At 47.8% G+C, this 18,265-nt stretch carries 13 protein-coding genes; 4 read left to right on the plus strand and 9 right to left on the minus strand.

Features of this window, described 5'->3' with window-relative positions:
• Positions 1-5: 5 nt before the first annotated feature.
• The 6 genes from HQ865_RS13620 to HQ865_RS13645 form a co-directional block, all read right to left on the minus strand.
• Positions 6-896 (minus strand): glycoside hydrolase family 16 protein, encoded by an 891-nt coding sequence (locus HQ865_RS13620; RefSeq protein WP_173415418.1) that lies wholly within the window; start codon positions 894-896, stop codon positions 6-8.
• Positions 897-1,005: 109 nt separating this feature from the next.
• Positions 1,006-2,049: a family 16 glycosylhydrolase gene (locus tag HQ865_RS13625; RefSeq protein ID WP_173415419.1), complete on the minus strand. Its 1,044-nt coding sequence runs from the start codon at positions 2,047-2,049 to the stop codon at positions 1,006-1,008.
• Between the two features lie 5 nt (positions 2,050-2,054).
• A complete protein-coding gene (locus HQ865_RS13630) occupies positions 2,055-2,954 on the minus strand; it encodes a PKD domain-containing protein (protein WP_173415420.1) in 900 nt (299 codons plus the stop codon).
• 11 nt (positions 2,955-2,965) lie between these two features.
• On the minus strand, positions 2,966-5,050 hold the full coding sequence (locus HQ865_RS13635; protein WP_173415421.1) for a PKD domain-containing protein: 2,085 nt from the start codon (positions 5,048-5,050) through the stop codon (positions 2,966-2,968).
• Between the two features lie 28 nt (positions 5,051-5,078).
• Positions 5,079-6,590, minus strand: coding sequence for a RagB/SusD family nutrient uptake outer membrane protein (locus HQ865_RS13640; RefSeq protein ID WP_173415422.1), 1,512 nt, complete (start codon positions 6,588-6,590; stop codon positions 5,079-5,081).
• Positions 6,591-6,609: 19 nt separating this feature from the next.
• Positions 6,610-9,720 carry a SusC/RagA family TonB-linked outer membrane protein gene (locus HQ865_RS13645; RefSeq protein WP_173415423.1) on the minus strand — a complete coding sequence of 1,037 codons (3,111 nt, stop codon included), beginning with the start codon at positions 9,718-9,720 and terminating at the stop codon, positions 6,610-6,612.
• Between the two features lie 432 nt (positions 9,721-10,152).
• On the opposite strand from HQ865_RS13645, the gene HQ865_RS13650 reads away from it, so the two are divergent.
• On the plus strand, positions 10,153-13,038 hold the full coding sequence (locus HQ865_RS13650) for a ligand-binding sensor domain-containing protein (protein WP_173415424.1): 2,886 nt from the start codon (positions 10,153-10,155) through the stop codon (positions 13,036-13,038).
• 125 nt (positions 13,039-13,163) lie between these two features.
• Complete coding sequence (locus tag HQ865_RS13655) at positions 13,164-13,475, plus strand: hypothetical protein (protein WP_173415425.1); 312 nt, start codon at positions 13,164-13,166, stop codon at positions 13,473-13,475.
• A 51-nt stretch (positions 13,476-13,526) separates the two neighbouring features.
• Here the strand turns inward: HQ865_RS13655 and HQ865_RS13660 are convergent, their stop codons facing one another.
• The 3 genes from HQ865_RS13660 to HQ865_RS13670 all read right to left on the minus strand — a co-directional run bounded on the left by HQ865_RS13660 (position 13,527) and on the right by HQ865_RS13670 (position 15,847).
• Positions 13,527-13,976: a hypothetical protein gene (locus tag HQ865_RS13660; RefSeq protein WP_173415426.1), complete on the minus strand. Its 450-nt coding sequence runs from the start codon at positions 13,974-13,976 to the stop codon at positions 13,527-13,529.
• Positions 13,977-14,081: 105 nt separating this feature from the next.
• A complete protein-coding gene (locus tag HQ865_RS13665; RefSeq protein WP_202020385.1) occupies positions 14,082-14,801 on the minus strand; it encodes a LytR/AlgR family response regulator transcription factor in 720 nt (239 codons plus the stop codon).
• Positions 14,798-15,847, minus strand: a complete 1,050-nt coding sequence (locus HQ865_RS13670) for a sensor histidine kinase (RefSeq protein ID WP_173415427.1) — start codon at positions 15,845-15,847, stop codon at positions 14,798-14,800. The genes HQ865_RS13665 and HQ865_RS13670 overlap by 4 nt, the downstream gene beginning before the upstream one ends.
• A gap of 205 nt (positions 15,848-16,052) precedes the next feature.
• Here HQ865_RS13670 and HQ865_RS13675 point away from each other — a divergent pair, with 205 nt between their 5' ends.
• Together HQ865_RS13675 and HQ865_RS13680 are read left to right on the plus strand one after the other, a co-directional pair.
• A complete protein-coding gene (locus HQ865_RS13675; protein ID WP_173415428.1) occupies positions 16,053-16,514 on the plus strand; it encodes a hypothetical protein in 462 nt (153 codons plus the stop codon).
• Between the two features lie 137 nt (positions 16,515-16,651).
• Positions 16,652-18,178, plus strand: coding sequence for an IS1182 family transposase (locus HQ865_RS13680; RefSeq protein ID WP_173413881.1), 1,527 nt, complete (start codon positions 16,652-16,654; stop codon positions 18,176-18,178).
• Positions 18,179-18,265: the final 87 nt, after the last annotated feature.

Raw genomic sequence — 18,265 nt, forward strand, 5'->3', positions numbered from 1 at the left:
ATCACTTATCGTTTTGTCACCCGCACCCAATCGACCAGCATTTTTGCCTTATTATTTTTCACCAGGTTAGCCGTAGCAGGAGGCATGCCGTTGTAAGGCCCCTTTACGCCATTAAGCTTTATAGGATAAGCGCCGCCCAGGGCATAGTTTAAGATCATGAACTTATCATCATCAAAAACCCATTTGCCGTAATGCTCGGCCATTTTACGGTTCACCCTGAACATCAGCTTACCATCGTATTTAAAGTCTAGGTTATCAGGTGTCCAGTCAACAGCGTAAACATGCCATTGCGTTACATCGTCACCAGCATTAAAATACTGGCGGTTTACAAATGGGGTTTCGCCGCTATAACCGGGGCCATGTACGGCGGCGCTGGCCCAATCCTTTTCACCTACGTATTCCATAATATCAATTTCGCCGGTTTGCGGCCAGTCGCCCTTGCCCAGCATCCACCAGGCAGGCCACAGGCCGGGGCCATCGGTTAGTTTAATACGGGCCTCGGCGGTGCCGTAAGTAAAATCAAACTTATTACGGGTATTTATACGGCCGGATATAAAATCGAATGTTTGGCCATCCTTGGTTTTAAAGCCTTTAGCATAACGCGGCGTTAATACCAGCGCGCCGTTGGCCGCACCGCCTGCATCGGCCCCGTGGGCGATGGATATAGTAGCCGATGAATCTACATAAGCCTGCAGCTCGTTATTCACGTGCATGCCGGTTATTTCCACATTCCATTTGCTGCGGTCGAGTTTGGCACCTGAGAAATCATCAAAGAAAACCACCTTACCCGCCGGCTTGGTTTTATCCGGCTTTTGGGCAGGCGCCAGCACCGCGAACAGGCTGACTGCCGCCAGCAGCCCCGCCGCGCGTATGTATAATTTGTTAAGATCGTTCATATAATTAATAAATGGAGATAGCTTAATAATATGGGTTAGTACTTTTTAAAATTCAATACCATCCACGGGCAAGCCGAAGCCTGCCCTGTAAAATGGTATCGAATAATGCTTATTGGGTTACCCGCACATAATCAATTTCGAGGGTGCCGCCGGTAACTGCCGGGTCTACAGCGCCGCCAAATGTGCCGCCCATAGCCAGGTTTAAAATGATAAAGAAATTATGATTGAACGGTACGCTGGCGCTGTTAGCCACAGTTTTAAATACATTGCCATCTATCGAAATCTTCATCGATGTAGCATTCCATTCCAGTCCGTAAACGTGGAAATCGGTAGTAGCGCCGCTGATCACGGTATTTGCGCCATCGCCGTTACCACCGGAATGGCCGGGATAGTGCAGCGTGCCATAAATACGGTTCAGATCGTTGCCTTTATGCTCCATAATGTCAATCTCGCCACAGGCAGGCCACGCGTTGGTAGCAAAATCCGACCCCAGCATCCAGATGGCCGGCCAGGTGCCGCCGCCCGATGGCAGTTTGGCCCTAACCTCAACCTTGCCATATTTAAATGAAAACTTGGTGTTTGATGTTAGCCTTGCCGATGTGTAGGCGCTGCCACTATAGCTCTCTTTTTTAAGATTGATCTTCAGCGTACCGTTCGATACGATCGCGTTATCTGTGCGACTGGTATAATATTCCAGTTCGTTATTACCCCAGCCACCGCTTCCAGTACCAATATCATAGCCCCACTTGTTAGGATCTGGCGCGCCATCGGTGTTGAACTCATCGCTAAAGGTATAGGTGCTGGTAATGGTTGGCACCACCACCTGGGTTGATTTGGATATGGTTTGCCCGCCCTGACTTTTGGCCACAACATTAACCGTATAAGTACCCGAAGAGGGATACTTATACGTTACCACACCCGATGGAACCGTTTGGTACACACCGTTGCCGAAATCATAATCGTAAGTTACCGCGTTGCTTGCCGATGCCGTAAAGGCTACGTTGCCGCTGTTATCGGTGCCCACAATAGCGCTGACTGTAAGATTGCTTGGCGGTGTATCAGTTGTACCTGTGCCATCACCACTTCCCCCTTTTTTACAACTGATAAACGCGGTTACCAGTACTACTAAAACAGATATGCGAAAATATTTCATAATCGTTATGGTTTAACTTTTAGTTTTTGATACCAGGCCAACCCATCGATACCGATGTTGCGCAGGCTGATGGTGGTAGCCGTGAGCGACAGGATCTCGTAAGTAGTGCCGCCGGTACCAAAATTGATCAGTCCGTTGCCCGGTACCTGGAACTGCACCCGGGTTGAGTTGGCCGATGTTGACGCCGACGTAGCATCCATAAAGGCCAGTTTACGCGGGGCCGAGAGATCGATGGTATAGCAACCATCACCACCCGAAGCGCCGTAGAATGCGGTTGAAGCGGCGATCATGAACGACTGGCCTTTGTTATCAATAGACAAGGTAATATTACCATTGACATCCTTAGTGAACATCATCAAATCATCATACTGGCAGGCAGCGCGCTCGTTCGGGCCGGCAGCATAATAATCAGGCGTAAATGTGTTTGTTGGCCCTACACCCACGTGCCCGGCCGCGGTGTTGTCGGTTATCCAAACCTTTGATGAACCACCGGTTAGGTTAGCCACAATATCGGCAGGGATGGTATAAGCTACAAACACGGTGATCTTTTTGCTGATGTTTGAAGTTACCCCGCCGGTACCGATGGCGGTTACGGTGATGGTATAATCAAACGTACCCGGGCTGTTATACTTATAATTGATAACCCCCGATGGTACCATTTGTGTGTTGCCGTCGCCAAAATCTATTTTATAAGTGATGGCATCGCTGGCCGTGGTGGTGATGGCCACGTTGCCGGTACCGCCGCCATTTGGCGCACTTGCCGTAACGCCCGCAACCGTTGCTGTAAGTGTTAAACTCGCCGGCGTTTTAATATCGCCGAAATGGTATTCGGCTTTTTTACAACCGCTTAAGCCGATCACTACGGCGGTTAGGGCGGCTATTATCGATTTAAAATGAATTTTCATGATCAATATTTTTAATTAAGTGTGATATCATCCAAATACCAGGTATAGTTAACCGAACCATCGCCTGCGGTGCCGTTATCAAATATCAGTGTTATTTTTGAGTATGATTTGGCTGTGTTGATGGCGCTGTAATCAAAGGTCAGCGTCTCCCAGGTATTGGCTACCGTGGTAGATACTTCCTTTTCGTAGCTGATGGTGCCATCGGTCAGGTTCTCCACTTTCAACAGCACATGCGCGCCTACCCGTGGCGAATAAACCTTCATAGTGAACGTTTTCTTCGTCGAAAAATCGATAGGGCTTGGCAGGGTCAGGTAGCTGCCGCCCCAGGTTTGGCCGGCGCTCTTAACCATTTTAGCAACTTTAGCGCTGGTGTTGATACCGGCAGATGCAGGGTTGTTTACGATAGTAACCGCACCGCCGTCAAAATCGGTGAAGGGATAGCTGAACGCAGTCGATTCGAACGTTACCGGCAGGGCCAGCACCGTAGGTGTCGATACAAACTGCACATCATCCCAATAGAACTTTTTACCGCTGCCTGCTACGCCAAAATCAAAGAAGAGCGAAGCTTTATCATAATTATAAGCCGCGTTGTAGGCCGGTGTTCCGCTGGCCAGTGTATTAAAATCAAAGGTGATGGTTTCCCAGGCGTTGGCCACGGTGGTTAGCTTATCGGTTTCGATAGAGTGCGTGCCATCGTTATGGTCTTCCAGTTTTAGTTTGATATCCAAACCAACCGCCGGCGAATAAACGCGCACGCTCATTTTACTGTTGGTAGCGGTAATTGGCACTTTTGCCGAGAAGCCTGCGGCTGTACCAATGGTAGTACCGGCCCATACTTCGGCGCCGTTAGGCTTGGTGGTGATCTTCACCTTGTTGGCGGCATTAGTTGGGTCGGCACCGGTTACAGTACTGTTATTGCCGAAATCGGTGGTGGTATAATCAACGGTCGGATCATCAAAGGTTACCGGCAGGCTCACCTGCGCCAGTGCAGGCACAAACTTCAGGTCATCGGCATAATAGGTTTTACCATCGCCGGCTACGCCGAAGTTAAAGAATACCGAAGCCTTATCGTAAGTCCAGGCCGCGTTAAAGGCCGGGGTTCCGGCTGCCACAGTGCTGAAATCGAACGTGATAGTTTCCCAGGCATTGGCAACGGTGGTCAGCTTATCGGTTTCAATCGCGTGTGTGCCATCTGCATGATCTTCCAGCTTCAACTTGATATCCAAGCCTGCGGCCGGAGAGTATACCCTCATGGTCATCTTTTTAGAAGTAGCCGTCAGCGGGATCTTGGTTGCGAAGCCGGCTGCCGTACCAATAGTGGTACCTGCCCACACTTCAGAACCGGCTGTTTTAACCGCCTTCAGTACCTTATTGGCCGCGTTGGTTGGGTCGGCTGCTATAGATGATGAGTTACCGCCAAAATCGCTCATGGTGAGGTCGAAATTAGGGTCATCAAAGGTAACCGGCAGGTCGATCTGCTTGCCCACCTTCACAGTTTGGGTCAGTTCGGTAGTGGCCGCGCCGCCGCTTAGGGCAACTATTTTAACGGTATAAGTACCCGCGTTTGGATAGGTATGCGTAATGGTGGTTCCTTCAAGGAAAGTACCAAAGTGCAGCGGGTTCACCGTTAACGAATCACCGTAGTAAACCTTAAAATTGGTTTCGTACAAAGCCGAAGCACTGATACTGGCCGTTAAGCCTGATGTGGTAATAGTTGTCTTCAGGTTTTCCGGAGCTTTGAACGATACGGTTAAGGGCTGCACCAAATCGGTGGTTTTGCCTGTAGCGCCTTTGGCGGTTATTTTTACGTTATACTGACCTTCGGCATATTTATGCTGAATGCTTTTACCGCCGGCCACATTGGTTGGCGTACTGCCCCCATCGCCAAAGTACACATCGTACGATGTTGCGCCTTCGCCCGCCGGGGTAATGGTTACCAAACCGGTATTATCCTGCGTAATATTAAACATAACCGATAGCTTGCCCGGCGCGGTCACGCCGTTTATAAACGAAGTATCGTTAAACTCTTCCTTCTTACAACCTGTCATTACAGCCAGCAGAAGCGCGATACCCGAAAAATATTTTATTGCCTTCATGATCTCTCGTTTTTTAAATGGTTGATAATTAATAACCCGGGTTTTGTGTTAAGCCCGATATATCCACCTCTGTCTGCGGGATAGGGAACAGCTCGTGCTTGCCGGTTTTAAAGCCGGTAAGTTTGGTAGCTGCCTGCCCGGTGCGTACCAGGTCGAAGAAGCGGTCGCCCTCCATGCCCAGTTCCAGACGGCGCTCGTCCCAGATGGCTTGCTTCAGCGTAGCGCCGGTTGAGGTTACGTTGTGCAGGTTATCGCCAAAGGCACGCTGGCGCACCTGGTTAAGGTAGCCCTGCGCTTTTACATCATTTGGCGCAGTGGCGCGGTTATTGGCTTCGGCGGCCATCAGCAGCACTTCGGCATAACGGATGACGCGGAAGTTATTATCATAATTCAACTCGATCTGACCTGAGGTTTCACCTTTGCGCGGCAGGTATTTGCCGTTGTAAAAACCGGTGTTTTTGTAAGGCGCTACCTGGTAGGTAACCGTTAAAGCAGGGTTGTTATTTTTATAAGCTTCGATATCGAAGGTGGTGATGGCTTTGCGCTGATCGCCCGCACTATAAGCAGCGGCCAGGTTTTGCGATGGCAGGTTAGTGCTCCAGCCGGCCGAGTACGGCATAGCTGCCGAACCATTTAAACCCCGCACTCCGTTTTGCTGAACAGCGTAGTTACCCTGGCCACGGGTGGCACCGCCCCAGTTATAGTATGGCGAGCCGTTGGTGTATTGGATCTCGAATACCGATTCAGGGCCGTTCTCGCCGGCTAATAAAAACATCGAGGCATAGTCGGTAACCAGGCTAAACGCGCCCGAGGTGATAATGCCCTCAAACACCGGTACTGCGGCATCAAACTTATTCTCGTACAGGTAAACCTTACCCAGCAAAGCCTGGGCTGCGTATTTGGTAATACGGCCTTTTTGCACCTGTACGGTAGGCAATACGCTGATGGCGGCGGTTAGATCGGCTTCAATCTGCTTATAAACATCAGCCACCGGCGACCGTTTCAGTGAGCGGGAATCGCTTACGCCTAAGCGCTTATCGGCAAACAGCGGTACATCGCCAAACATCCTTACCAACTGGAAGTAATAGTAGGCGCGCAGGAAATAAACTTCGCCATACAGGGCATCCTTACCCGCGAAGCTGATGGTTTGACCCGCAAGATTGGTGTTTTTGTACTGGGTTAAATAATTGGCCCGGTTAATCCCTTCGTAAGCCACCTGCCACAGGTCGGTAAGGGTAGAGTTAATGGGGGTTAGCGTAAAGTCGTCTATCTGCTGTAGCGGTAACACGTCCGAAGCGCTTTCGCCGCCGGCCACCGAGTTATCCGAAGCGATATCGGCTACCACATATTCCTGGTTAAGCCATTGCAGCGGCGAGTAGGCGCTGATGACCATATTTCGATAATCCGATTCTGATTTTAGGTAATCCTGCTCGGTGGTTACAAAATCCTCGTGCGGGTTATAGTCCACAAACTTTTTGCAGGATGTAAGCGCGGTGATCAATACAACCAGGCTTAATGTCTTTATATATATCCTATTCATTTTAATATCTTTTAAATGATTACAACTTGATATCCAGCCCTACCGAGTAGATCCTTGCCTGCGGATACTGGCCGCGGTCTACACCCGTATTCAGGATGCCGCCCGAGATCTCCGGATCGTAACCCGAGTATTTGGTGATGGTAAACACGTTCTTCACCTGGCCGTAGATCCTTACGCTTTTAAATATTTTAGGCGATAAAGGCAGGGTGTAACCCAACTGAACATTCTTCAGTTTTACAAACGAACCATCCTCTACATACCTGTCGGAAGCGCGGATATTGCTGTTCGGGTCGGTGAACGAATAACGCGGCTCGTTGGCATCGTTAGTCGTGTTCGGACCGGTCCAGCGGCCTAATACGCTGCGAAATTTATTGGTGTAGTTGGCGTTACGTTCGTAAGCGCGGTAAATATCGTTACCTACCGAAGCATAAGTGTAGGCGTTGAAATCAAGGCTTTTGTAAGATATGCTCAGGTTCCAGCCAGCGGTAAAATCAGGGAACGGATCGCCGATCTTCACCTGGTCGTCTGATGTGATCTTGCCGTCGCCATTGGTATCAACAAAGCGGATATCGCCCGGCTGCGCGCCTGCCTGTGTTGGCGCCGAAGCTACCTCGGCAGCGGTTTGGAACAGGCCGTTGGTTTTGTAACCGTAGAAGTAGCCCGGAGTAAAACCTTTCTGGAATACCGTTACGCTTTGCGATTGCCCGTTGAAATAGCTGCCGCCGAAGATCTTGGCGGTGCCATCGGTATTGGTGGCGGTAACCAGGTTTTTAGCGGTAGTGAACGTGAACGAGTTGCCTATTTTAAGCGATTTGTTCACGCTTTCGTTGTAACTTAAAGTAATATCGAAGCCGCTGGTTTTTGTTGAACCGATGTTGGCGGTTGGGATTGGCACCGTACCCAAATACAGCGAGGCATTAGGTGTAAACAGTAAACCGTTTACCTTTTTCTGGTAATAATCGGCTGAGATGGATAACCTGTTCTTTAAAAAGGTAATATCAAAACCTACGTTGCTTTGGATCTGCTTTTCCCAGGCCAGGCTGTTGTTAGCCGCCGAACCCACGGTTGAACCCGGGTAGAATACATTGCTGAAGTTGTAGCCGTTGCTATTGGCTGTCGGGCCGTAATCGGGGCCGCCGGTTACCACCTTTACATATTGCGGGCTAACGTTTTCGTTACCGGTAGAGCCGTAGCTGCCGCGGATCTTCAGGTAATCGATAAACGCCGGTTTAAAGAAATCCTCGTTGGTAACAACCCATCCAACCGAACCCGAGAAGAAGTTGGCGAATTTATTATTGATACCGAACGCGTACGAACCATCCCTGCGGGCGGTGAACGACGCCAGGTAACGCGATTTGTAATCGTAGTTCATGCGGCCGAAATACGACAGGTTCCTGCGGAAATACTGGTAGTAATAACCTGCGGCCGCGTTGGTATTTGTGGCCGAGTTAACGCCGGTAGCCGCTGTGTAATCGGCAAATTCCCACGAGTTATAAGGCACATCCTGCCTGCTGGCGCCATCAGCATTGCCCGATGTTTTAGCCATAGAGAAACCCAGCACGGTCTCGAAGTTATGATCCTGCAAAACCTTGAAGTTGTAATTGGCAAAGGTTTCCCAGGTGTAATTAAAGTTGCTGTCTTTTTCGTGCGATACGCTATTGTGCATGCCGGTAACGGTAGATCCATCGGCATTCATGGTGTTCTCTACGTTTTGCGGACCGTAGAATACCAGTGGGTTAAAGGTTTTGGCGTTGCTGTCGTACTTGGTATAACCAAAGCGGCTGCTCACTTTTAACCCTTTAATAATATCGTACTGTAACTCAAATTTGCCGTACAGCTTGTTGCCGTTATTAATATTATAGGTATTATCCAGCTTGGTTAGCGGGTTAAAAACTTCGGAAAGTATCAGGTTACTGTAGCCATATTTGCCAACGGTGTTAGGCGTTGTATTTAACACGGGCACGGTCGGATCAAAGTTTAGCGCGCTGCCAATGATACTGTTGAACGAGTTTTCCTGCACGCCCTTGCCTCTTAATATTACACCGGTGGTGTTCATTAAAAATTTCAGTTTGGGTGTAAGGTCGAAGCTTAGGTTAGCGGTAAAGTTTCCTCTCTCATAAAGCGATTTATCAATGCCGCCTACAATACCGCCCTGGCTGGTATACCCTGCAGAAAGGAAGTACGACATATTTTCGCTGCCGCCGCGCGCCGAAGCGGTGTGGGCCTGCAAAGGCGCGTTGTGGAAGATCTGGTCCTGCCAGTTTGTACCCACACCCAGCGATGCCAGGTTAGGGAAGATCACCGGCCCGCCCGACGTTACGCTGCCCTCGTTAACAATGGCGCCGTATTCAGTGGCGTTCAGTACACCTACCTTACGCATTACCTGCTGCACGCCATAATTGCCGCTGATGGACAATTCGGTCTTTTGATTTTTCTTACCGTTTTTGGTGGTTACCACGATAACGCCGTTACCGCCCTTTACACCATAAATGGCGGTAGTGGCCGCGTCTTTTAACACATTGATAGATTCGATATCCTGCGGGTTGATGGAGTTGAAATCGACCAGCGATTGCGGCGAACCGTCAACAATAACAATAGGGTCGGTACCAGAGAATGACGGGATGCCACGCACTAATACGGTAGGCGTAGAACCCGGCGAACCGTTTTGGATCACATTAACACCCGATACACGGCCCTGTAGTGCTTCCTCCACACGTACCGGCCTTAATTTTTCGATATCGGCCCCTTTAACGGTTGATATCGCGCCCGATACATTGGTTATTTTTTGCGTGCCGTAACCCATCACCACTACTTCGGATAAAGCGTTGGCCACACTTTCTTCAAGCGCGAAGTTGAGGGTGCCGCCGCTTACCTTTTTTTCCTGCGGTACCATGCCCACAAAAGTTACGGTGATAGTTGCGCCGCTGGCGGCCGATAGGGTATAATTACCGTTAACATCGGTAACCGTACCTGCGCCGGTGCCTTTAACAGTAACCGAGGCGCCCGGCAATGCCTCGCCGGTTGATCTTTGAGTAACCTTACCTGTTACCCGCGTATTTTGTGAATAGGCTTCGCTAAAAAAGCATAGTAGCAACGCGATGCCAAGACAAAACTTGAGTTTTAATTGCATAATGTTCTGTAGTTTGGTTTATAATTGAGCTGATGCCTGCAGGGCAGGTTTTACCTGGTTAGGGCGTATGTGTAATTGGTTTGTTTGCTTTTCAGGGCGGAAATTCCCGGGTCATACCTGCCGGTGGCGGAGCGAATGACATACCGTTGTTCGCAAAAAATAAACAAGGCATAGTAAAAGTTCTATCCATAAATTCTCTCAATAAATTGGTTAATAAAAAGCCGGGGGTGGCTGGTTTACAATGATCCAAAAGTATAGGCAGAACACCTGTAAACTGAAATTTTGGACTACATCACGACTACACACATCGAAAAAAACGTGGGAATGATTGTGAATAGCTGCAATGTTTGATACTTTTAAAAAATGTTGAAGCCAGCAACATCACCCTATATGTTTTTACGACTTGTATTAATAATTGTTACGCTAACGTGTTTGCAAACGGCATTTGCGCAAACCTATATCGGCCGCCGCGAAACCATCAACTACGAAAAGAAACAATACAACGCCGGTACACAAAATTGGAAGATCAAGCAGGATGCCCAGGGCCGTGTGTACTTTGCCAATAACGAGGGGGTGCTGGTGTTTGATGGCGTGGCCTGGCAATTATACCCGCTGCCTAATAAAACCATCGTATGGTCGATTGAATTTGGCAGGGATAAAAAATTATATACGGGTGGGCAGGACGAGATCGGCTACTTTTCGCCCGGCAAAAATGGCAAGCTCGTTTTCTCATCCTTAAAAGACCTGCTACCCAAATCAGAACAAAAGTTTTCGGACGTATGGGATATTGTTGCCTACGGCGATGATATTTTCTTTCGCACCCGTACGCGGATCTTCCGTTACCATGCCGGCGGCATGACCCTTTACCCGGCCGTATCCTGGTTGTTTTTAGGTGTATGCCGCGATCAGCTCATCGCCCACGACGAGCAAAAAGGTATCCTGGTATTTAAAAACGGTAATTGGGAAAGTTATATCGACAAGCCATCACTGCCGGCCGGGTTTTACATTACCGGCATTACCCCATTTGGTAAAGACAGCAGCCTGGTGAACACCGCCAAAAACGGCAACTATATTTTAACAGGCAAACAGCTAAAGTATTGGGAACTGAGCGGTTTCGGCATTGATAACCACCAGCATTTCCTGAGTACACTGGCGCTTACCGACCATACCTTCCTGATCAGTACCTATACCAACGGTATTTACCAGGTAGATCAAAACGGCAAGTTGATGGAAAATATCTCTAAAAAGGAGGGCCTTCAAAACAGCAACGTACGCTGCATGTTTATGGATGCCGACCAGAACGTTTGGCTGGGGTTGGATAACGGCATCGACCTGGTAACTTATAACAATGCCGTTAAACTTATTAACCCGGCAATTTTTAAGGATGGCGGGGGCTTTTCCATCGCCCGGTATAAAAACAGCCTGTACTTTGCCCTGTCAAACGGTATTTACCAGTTGCCTATACAAAACATCCCCGACCTGAGCTACACCAACGCTCCGTTTAAAATGGTGGCCGAGGGGCTTTCGTGGCATATCTCTACCGTAAACGATAACCTGCTCACCGGGCGCGATGACGGCCTTTTCCGTGTAAATGATGGCAAACTGACTCCCATCGCCACTAATCCCGGCTTTTGGATATTTGAACCAATACCCGGCTCTACCTTAATAGCCGCCGGCAATTACGAGGGGGTGCGCCTGTTAGATCAAAAGAACGACGCGTTTATTAATAAAGGCAACATCGGTAGTTTTAACGAGTCGGCGCGCTTTTTAGCGATAGATGATCATAACAATATCTGGACATCGCACCCTTACCGGGGTATTTATAAACTTAGTCTCGATAACCCGAAGGCTAAGCTTTATACACAGGCACAGGGGCTGCCATCGGCTTTAAATAATTTTATCTTTAAGATCAGGAAACGGGTAGTGGCCGCTACCGAAAAAGGCATTTACGAATACAACGCCCAAACCGACAGGTTTGAAAAATCGGAGCAGTTTAAGGATATTTTTGGCGATATGAACCTGCGCTACCTGCAGGAAGACCCTGCCGGGAATATTTGGTTTGTGCGGGATAAGGAGATCGGCGTGATGGATTTTTCATCGGCAAAACCAAGCCCGGTGTACATCCCCGAACTGAGCCGGCGCATACTAAGCGGCTTCGAGAACGTTTACCCTATTAACGAGCAGAACATTTTTGTAGGCAGCGAGAACGGCTTTTATCACATCAACTACGCCAAGTACAAAAAGAATATCCATCCGCTGGAGGTTTACATCCGCAAGGTGAAAGCAATTGCCAATACCGATAGCCTGCTGTTTGGCGGTTATTTTGGCAGCGCTAATGATGACGCTAAACAAGCTAAAACCAATATCCCATCACTAAGTTTCCGATGGAACTCGCTGCATTTTGAATATTCCTCCCCTGTTTTCGAAGCGCAATCGAACGTTACCTATAGTTACTTTTTAGAAGGCTTTGACCAGGAATGGTCAGAATGGTCGAAAAAACCAGAGAAGGACTACACCAATTTGGCGGCAGGTACCTATACGTTTAAGGTAAAAGCCCGCAACCATCAGGATAACGAGTCGGCAATTTCGGCCTACACTTTTACCATCTTCCCGCCATGGTATCAAACCATTTGGGCCTACCTTGTTTACCTGGCCCTGATCATTTACCTGCTTTACTTTTTCTACAAGCGACAGGAGATCAAGCACATTAAAGAGCGCGAGAACGAACTGATGCTACAGCGCCAAAAGAACGAAGAAGAGCAAAAGCAAATGGCCTACCAGCACCGACTTGAACTGGAGATATCGGAAAAAGAAGTGGTGAAACTGCGAAACGAAAAGCTGGAAAGCGAAATAGAATACAAAAACTCCGAACTGGCAACCACCGCGATGACCCTGGTGCAGAAAAAGGAGTTCATCTTAAAAGTTAAAGAAGAATTGCAGCGGCTTCAAAAATCGGGCAGGGATACAATAGAGACGGTAGAGATCAAAAAAATAGTCCGCCTATTATCCGACGAGAAAAAAGTGAACGAGGAATGGGAACAATTCTCGGTACATTTTAATAAAGTGCACGCCGATTTTTTAACCATCGTTAAAGAACGTTACCCCAGCATTAACCAGCAGGAATTGAAGCTGGCCGCCTATCTCATCATGAATTTATCCAGTAAAGAGATTGCTCAACTGATGGCCATCTCCGTGCGCGGGGTCGAGATCAGCAGATACCGTTTACGCAAAAAACTACAGATCCCTACTGAGGTTAACCTGTTTGAATTTTTATTTGAGATACAGCGCGAATGTATGAAAGGTTCCGCAACTGAGTGACTGTTAAAACAGGAGGTTGCCGCCTGCCTTTAAGCCCCCGGTAAGCGTGTTTTTCAAATTAAATTCCTGTTATATTTTTGTTATCCATGCTATGGTTTGCTAACCGCTTATTAATTTAGCATCCTATGGACTACAATATCGTGACGTTGGAAATTGCCGACCTGCTCATACATTTTGATTATTATGATCAATTGATCACTGGCAACCCAGAGGAGCAGGTTAAGATGAGAAACAAGCGACAGGAACACCTGGCCAATTTTTTTAATACCGAAGCTTTACAGACCGGGGCATACCTAAACCGCCCGCTATCTGAATGGAAGGAACTGATCGCCTCCCGTTTGCCCGGCTTTAAGAATGGCGAGATCCACGAACTGGTGGAAAAACTGGAAAAGGATGTTAAAAAGATGAAGAAGCTGTATAAGGCTCAGCGCGATTAAAAAGGGAAGCCGGCGACTCCCCTTTTTAATTATCGTAACAAAACCACCCCTTTAATCAGGCAACTGGCGATTTAATGTCATACTTGTTGCCACAGGCGCATCGGCCGGGTAGCTGGTGTAGTGCAATATTAACCTATTGCCGTCCAACTGGTAAGTGGCATTATCAAACAAAGTTCCGGTAAACGGCGTCCGGTATATCACCTGGTTATTTTTCTGGCGGATAACGATCTCCTTAAAACTTGTGGATAGCTGATGACCATCGGTACTGTAAGTGCCATTGATACGGGTCGTCAGCACATTCGCCGGATCGGTATAGTCACGTACCACATAAAAAATGCTGTCCTTGTAAAAATCAAGGCCCCTTGTCATCGTAGTAGAAATGGGCGGCTCGCTCCATGAACCGGTCAGGCCACTATTAACTCCCAGTTGCGCGTTGTCTTTTTTACAAGCCCCCGCCAACAGCAGGATGGACAGAAATGTACCTAATAAGATCGGTTTCATATGCGTGTGATTTTATAATCATTACGCAGTACCCAGACTTATTGCTACATAGTAAAAACCGTTTTAATTAAAAAATGCAGCAACGCGTTAGTCTGTTCACATTTGTTAATGCGTTTGTATCAGTTTTTCCAAATCCTCGCGAAAACTGCGCCCTACCGGGATGTGGTGCCCGTTCAGCAGGATGTAATTTCGCTCTAACTGATTGACTTTTTGCAGGTTCACAATAAAGGATTTATGTACGCGAATAAAACGGTTAGATGGAAAAATGCCAAGCATGGCTTTAACCGAACCCTTGAGCAGGATCTTTTTTGCAGGCGTATAGATCACCGCGTAATCTTTTAGCCCTTGTATATGCGTAACCTCGCTAAACTGGAGCTTAATGCGCTGCACACCACTTTTTACAAAAATAAAATCGTTGTTGTGCTCACTCGTATCCGGCAGTTGGCTATGTTCCTTTAAGTCCAGTAATTCACGGGCCCTGGTTATGGCCAGTTCAAAACGGTCGAAAGCGATGGGTTTTAGCAGGAAATCGATCACGCCCAGTTCATAACCATCAAAAGCATAATTACGGTAGGCAGTGGTAAAAATGGTGAGCGGTGGGTCGGGTAAGCGCTTCAGGAATTCGATACCCGTCATCTCGGGCATTTCTATATCCAGCAAAAGCAGGCCGGCGGTTTGCTTTTCCAAATAAAGCAAAGCCTCCTTAGCATTAGGGAAAAGATGCACGCTTTGTATCCCGGCTATTCTTTTCAAATACCCTTCAAGCACTTCGCGCGCCAGCGGTTCGTCGTCCACTACAACAATATTTAGCGCTGTTTCCATCATAGGTCAATAACAAGTGTGGCTTTATAAGTAGTGGCACTATCCTCTAACTGTAACCGGTGCCTGCCGGGATAAAGCAACTCCAGCCGTTTGTGCAAATTATCGAGCCCTATGCCACCTTTATGATGGCGGGCGGGTGCTGCCGGTTTTGAGTTCTCTACCCTTGCAGTCAACACCGATCCGTTTAGATCGATATTAACTTTTAGCCAGCCATTATCGGTTTGCTTGCCCAAACCATGCTTAAAAGCGTTTTCTACCACGGGCAGTAATAACAGGGGCGCTATCCGCTGGCCTTCAGCCGCCGGATCTGTACTTAAGCTAATTAACGCGTTGCCGTTAAAGCGAAGCCGTTCAAGTTCAATATAATTGTGCAGGTATGTTAATTCCTTACCCAGCAGTACTTTTTCATCATTACTGTCATACAGCATATATTCCATCATGGCCGAGAGCTTCAGCACCACATCAGGCGCCAGGTCTGATTTTTTAAGCGTCAGGGCATACAGGTTGTTCAGGATATTAAATAAAAAGTGTGGGTTAACCTGCGCGCGCAAAAAATCAACCTCGGCATTCAATTTTTCTACCGTGATGCGCTGGATAAGCAGTTGTTGCCCGTACCAGTCAAGGCTCAGCTTCAGGGCCAGCATCAACCCCAGGTACCATAAGGCACTGAAGAAATTATAGGAGAGCGCTTCGGCGAGATTGCTGTTATACATGGGGCCAACCACATAACCATACAGGTAAAAATCATACAGAGTTTGGATGAACAGGTAAGCGATGAGCGATAGCAATATGGCCGCACCATAAGCCACATACCGTTTACCGGCCAGGTATTTAGGCAAAAAATAATGCAGGTTAAGGTAAGCGATGATAATAAGCAACAGGATGCGCCCCGAAACGCAGGCGAAAAAATAAGGCAGGTTGGCTTTATAGATCAGGTAGCGTTTTTCATACAAAAAAAAGCCTGTAACCAATATCCAGTAAGCGCCGTGGATCAGGGTATTTTTGGTTAAGATGCCGCGTTTTTTAAATATTTTTTCCGAATGGTGCATTTACAGCGTATCAATATGTTTTAAAGGAAGCCAAAAGCCCCGGGGCCGCAAAATTATATCGACGAACGACCTAAAAAGTAGAGGAATATAAGTATAAAAAACAGATATCTATTATATCGGTTGTTGCTCTACTATTTTTCACGCGTGTTTTTTACCTGCGTACTATTGTGTCAATCAATACAATAATTCATTAAAAAACAATCGTATGAAAAAGATCAGGATCCCACTGGCGTTCATCACTGTATGTACGCTCATTACATTAGCCATCAGCACATTAAGTTTCACCACCTGGTTTGGACTGGACACTTACGAGATCTATCTCAACAACCAATCTGTGTTTCGCCAGGCTATTAATCAACCGGTAAATTTAAGGGTACTGCAATTAGATAAAGCCGCCGCGACCGATCAGCTACAGGTGCTTTACAGGCATTGCCGTAAAGATAATGGCCCTGGTACCGGCCGCAGTATCGCGCTGAAAGATGAAACCGGAAGCACGTTGCGCAAATGGGATTTTGCCGACCCTACAGGCACAAACCCGAAAATGACCATTGCCATGCGCGACCTGCTACAGATTGCCGGCAAAAACACCGGGCACCGGCTTAGCCTGTATTATACCGCGCACGAGCTGGAAAAGGAAGAAATGCTCTCCATGCTCCGTTTTAAATGAGATATTTCCTTTTGATGGTATTTTGCTGCTTCTGGTTGTTACAAAGCCGGGCGCAAAAGGTGGATAGCCTTAAGAGGCTGTCTCAAAAGCGAGGCAGCCTCTTTGTTTTTGAGCGTAATTTTCAGTAACTTAAAGGCATGGGAGGAAAAGTAGTCTTTAAGGAATATGATCCTGACCAGTTAACCTTTTTACCGTATAAACTGGAGGAACTGGTACCGCAGGGTCATCCGGTACGTATTGTATCGAAGGTGGTCGATCAGGTAGATGTTAAACCGATTAACCGCAAGTATAAAGGCGGCGGGGCATCCAGCTTTCATCCGCGGCTGATGCTCAAGCTGCTGATCTACGGTTATCTGACCAACACGTATTCTTCACGGAAGTTGGAAGACCAGGCCGCGCAGAATGTACATTTCATGTGGCTTTTAGGCATGAAAAAGCCTGATCACAATACCATCAACCGTTTCCGGAGCGAGAAGCTGTCGGGTGTTTTAAAGGAGATCTTCTCACAGATCGTATTGTTATTACAGCAGGAAGGTATCGTCTCGCTGAAAGAAGCTGTTTTTACCGATGGTACCAAGATCGAATCGGTAGCGAACAAGTACACTTTTGTATGGGGCAAAAGCATTAAGAACAGCAAGGAGAAGATGAAAGCCCAATTGGATGAACTGTGGAGTTATGCGCAAACCATCGCTGCCGAAGAACTTAAAGACACCGCACCGCTGGAATACAGCGAGATCAACCCGGAAAAAGTAAAAGAAACGATCTCAAAGATCAACGCCGCCCTGGACGATAAGGAAGATGTCGATAAGAAAGTAAGGCAGAAGCTGAACTATGCCAAAAAGCACTGGCCGGAGAACCTGGCCCGGTATGACGAGCAGGAAAAGCTGTTAGGCGGTCGCAACAGCTTTTCGAAGACCGACCCGGGTGCCACCTTCATGCGGATGAAAGAAGACCCTATGCTGAACGGGCAGCTTAAACCCGGATACAATCTGCAGATCTCCACCCAGGAGCAGTTCATCTTGAACTATAGCCTGCACCAAACCACAACCGATTACCAGACCCTTCCATCACACATCGAACAATACGAAACTTTATATCATGCACTTCCAAAAGCGGTAGTGGCCGATGCGGGCTACGGTTCGGACGAGAACTATGGCGTATTACAGCAAAAAGGCATTGAAGCTTATATCAAATACAACACGTTCGACCAGGAACAAAATAAAGGCATCAAAGCATTCGGTAATGACAGTTTGCACTATAATGAACAGGAAGATTACCTGGTATGTCCGATGGGACAACACATGCAGCATATCGGCACCGGGCAGCGGGTCTCCACATCCGGCTATGTGCAACTGATCAGCCGCTATCAGGCGCAGAATTGTGAAAACTGCCCCATGCGGGGCGTTTGTCACCAAGCAGCCGGTAACCGCGTGGTGGAGATCAACCACAGCCTTAGAATACACAAGCAGATAGCGAAAGAAAGATTGAATACCGAACAGGGCATCAAATACCGAAAGCGACGGCCCGCAGATGTCGAACCGGTGTTCGCCAACCTGAAGCATAATCACGGCTTCAGGCGATTCCTGCTGAAGGGAATGTCCAAAACCGAGGTCGAAATAGGGTTATTATCCATCGCACATAACCTCAGAAAGTGGAAAGCCTGATAAAAAAGGCTTTTTATCCGATAAAAACACCTGAACCAACTCAAAAAAATCGAAAGCAGGCTGATACAGTCCCGCTTTCCTAATAAC

This window comes from Mucilaginibacter mali (genome assembly GCF_013283875.1).
Classification (GTDB): Bacteria; Bacteroidota; Bacteroidia; order Sphingobacteriales; family Sphingobacteriaceae; genus Mucilaginibacter; species Mucilaginibacter mali.